Source organism: Gemmatimonas sp. (genome assembly GCF_046594945.1).
Classification (GTDB): domain Bacteria; phylum Gemmatimonadota; class Gemmatimonadetes; order Gemmatimonadales; family Gemmatimonadaceae; genus Gemmatimonas.
Genome location: NZ_JBKJRB010000041.1, coordinates 1 through 2,623 on the forward strand (window position 1 = coordinate 1; position 2,623 = coordinate 2,623).

4 protein-coding genes are annotated in these 2,623 nt (G+C 65.1%); all 4 read right to left on the reverse strand.

Translation table 11 applies throughout. The features are described from left to right. Positions 1-308 precede the first annotated feature (308 nt). Entirely contained in the window at positions 309-563 is a 255-nt protein-coding gene (locus ACLL97_RS04980) for a tyrosine-type recombinase/integrase (protein WP_411279378.1), read from the reverse strand. Positions 564-572: 9 nt separating this feature from the next. After that, positions 573-992 (reverse strand): tyrosine-type recombinase/integrase, encoded by a 420-nt coding sequence (locus ACLL97_RS04985; RefSeq protein WP_411279379.1) that lies wholly within the window; start codon positions 990-992, stop codon positions 573-575. 77 nt (positions 993-1,069) lie between these two features. Beyond that, positions 1,070-1,348, reverse strand: coding sequence for a hypothetical protein (locus tag ACLL97_RS04990; protein WP_411279380.1), 279 nt, complete (start codon positions 1,346-1,348; stop codon positions 1,070-1,072). Positions 1,349-1,623: 275 nt separating this feature from the next. Next, positions 1,624-2,589 (reverse strand): carbon-nitrogen hydrolase family protein, encoded by a 966-nt coding sequence (locus ACLL97_RS04995; RefSeq protein WP_411279381.1) that lies wholly within the window; start codon positions 2,587-2,589, stop codon positions 1,624-1,626. Positions 2,590-2,623: the final 34 nt, after the last annotated feature.

Genomic DNA, 2,623 nt, shown 5'->3' on the forward strand with positions numbered 1-2,623 from the left:
GCTGGTCGCGGCTGGCGCCGCGCGCTCGGACATGGGGACTCCCTGCGATCACAGTATGCGCGAGGTTCGTTCTAGCGGTCTAACGCCTATTAGCTCGACCGATGTATCGCCCGAACTACAATCTAACATGAGCACTCCCCCATTCTCCCACTCGGCACGCCACACCGCAAGTCGTCCGGCATGCTCAAACCCCACGCGTCGTCCCAGCCGCCAGCACCAGCCGCGGCGTTAGCTCGACCGATCTAACGCGCAACGCCTCGATAGCCTCCGACGCATAACAACGCGGCACACGACGCCCTCCCTACTCCCTACTCCCTACTCCCTACTCGCCCTTCACCCCAGCCCATCCAGCGGACTCCGACCCCAAGCCCGCCCCGATTTATCACCTGCAGATAAACGATCGTCGTCCGCACGTCCTTGTGCCCCAGCAGTTCCTGAATCGTGCGAATGTCCGACCCCGACGCCAATAGGTGCGTGGCGAAGCTATGCCGGAAGGTATGACTCGACGCGCGCTTGCCGATCTGCGCCTCGCGCACCGCGTTCGCAGCTCCTCGCTGCAGCACGCGCTCGTGTTAATGATGTCGTCGACATTTGCCGGTGCCAGCGGCGCGGAAGCTCCGCGTGGTCGGAAAGATCCGCGGCCACGGCCAGCCCCGTGCCGCACGGTCGCCAAGTTTTCGGCGCAGCGCATCCGGCAACGCCAGGCAGCCGCCGCCAGTCGTCGCATCGGCCGCGTGCTGCGCCGCCATGCGCTCGAGGTGCACCCGCAACGCTGGCAGAAGGCGCCGCGGCAACACGGTCACGCGATCCTTCTGCCCCTTCCCCGATCGGATCACAATCTCGCCGCGCGACAGGTCCACATCCTTCACGCGTAGCGTACAGCACTCCATCACCCGCATCCCGCTACCGTATATCAGCGACGCTATCAAGCGCGTCGGCCCGCGCATCACCTGCAACCCGCGCTGCGTTTCGTCGCAGAACAGGAAATTCAATCGGGACCGTCGTGCATCCACTCAGGATAGGAAAGGCAATCGGGCTCGGTCGAGTTTCCAGCGAGCATACGGCGTGATCACCGACCACGCGAGGGCCGGCCGGCGCGCCGCAGCTTGCCCGCCGCCCACCGCCGCGCGCCGTCATGGGCCGCCGTCCCGGAATCGTCCGACTGCGCATTCGTCGGTATGAACGTGCCGCTGCCGGCGCCATCAAAGCGCACCGGTTCCGCCTGTGATGGGGCCCGATTGCTGCATGTCCCCGTCACACCATGCGGGGGGGGAATGCCCACGGTATTGCCTTGCCGCGGATTGACGAGGACACCACGCGGATCAACGACAAACCACTTGAAAAACACCGCGCCATCGTCCGTGGTCTCGTGCGGCCTCCATCCGCGTCGTGTCTGTGCGAATCCGCGGTGAGGTCGTTGGCAGCTCGATCCGTTGCCGCAGTCCTCGCCGCTGTAGCATTCCTCACTGAACCATCGGCCGCGTGTCGACGTGCCGGTGGTTCGTCCGTGCGTTTCAGCGGCCGGCCGCGGCCGCACCGTCTCACGGGCGTGTCGGGCGAGATGCACCCATACGAAATCCGGAAGAACCATTTTTCGAAAACAGCCGAACGCCTACTCCAACGCTACTGAGCAGCCTCGTCGCTGAACCGCACCGCGCGTTGCCTCGAACGATTCACCTCGAGCCGGAGCACGTCGGGACGGGCGTAATGTCCCATCGCATCGAAGTTCTGCCGTTCCTCCCGGACACGCACGTGGTGCACCTCGGCAGCAATAATGCGCTCGTCGTGAGCGACCGGTGCCACCAGCCACGATGCGTCCGGTCCGGCAATGCAGGTGCCGCCCTCACCCATCACCTCGGGCAGCACGCACTGCAGTAGTTCGTAATGCGGCGTCTGCTCGGGGACCTGATCGCGCCGGAGCAGTCCGGCTACCGACAGCACATAAGAACGTCCCTCACGCGCCATGAAGCGCGTGATCTCCTCCGTGTTACGCACGCTCCCCGGCCAGAGCGCGACGTGCAGGTCTTCGCCCTGTCCGTACAGACTTGCGCGCGCCAACGGCATCCAGTTCTCCCAGCAGTTCAACGCCCCCAGCGTAAACGCACCGACACGCTGCGTGCGCAATCCGTGCCCATCACCGGGCGACCACGACAGCCGCTCCTCGTACGTCGGCATCAGCTTGCGATGGACATTCGCGATGATTCCGTCCGCGTTGATCGTGACGAGGCTGGCGTAGACGCTATGGCCACCGCGATCGAGCGGCCGCTCGATAATCCCCAGCACCACCGTGATTCCTCGATCCTTGGCCGCGGCGCACACGTCCTGCAAATGCCCTGCTTCGATCTGGACCGCCTGATCGAGATAATGCGCATGCAACGCCTTCTGCACGGCGGAGTCGAAGCGTGCGCCTTCCGTCCACTCAATCCACCACGGGTAACCGGGGACGAACGCCTCGGGAAAGGCGAGCAATTGCACGTCATCGTCGGCGGCGGCGTGAATCGCTGAGACCACCTTCGCGAGCGTCGCGTGGCGGTCGAGCCAGACCGGCGCCATCTGGGCGCCGGCGATGCGGAGGGAGTCGGCTGACATGAGCGAGTGGTCGGGGAGAATGGCGGCAGCCTAA

What these genes read in the sequence shown, in the direction of transcription:
- ACLL97_RS04995 (WP_411279381.1), bottom strand. Translation starts at nt 2,589, where the DNA reads ATGTCAGCCGACTCCCTCCGCATCGCCGGCGCCCAGATGGCGCCGGTC.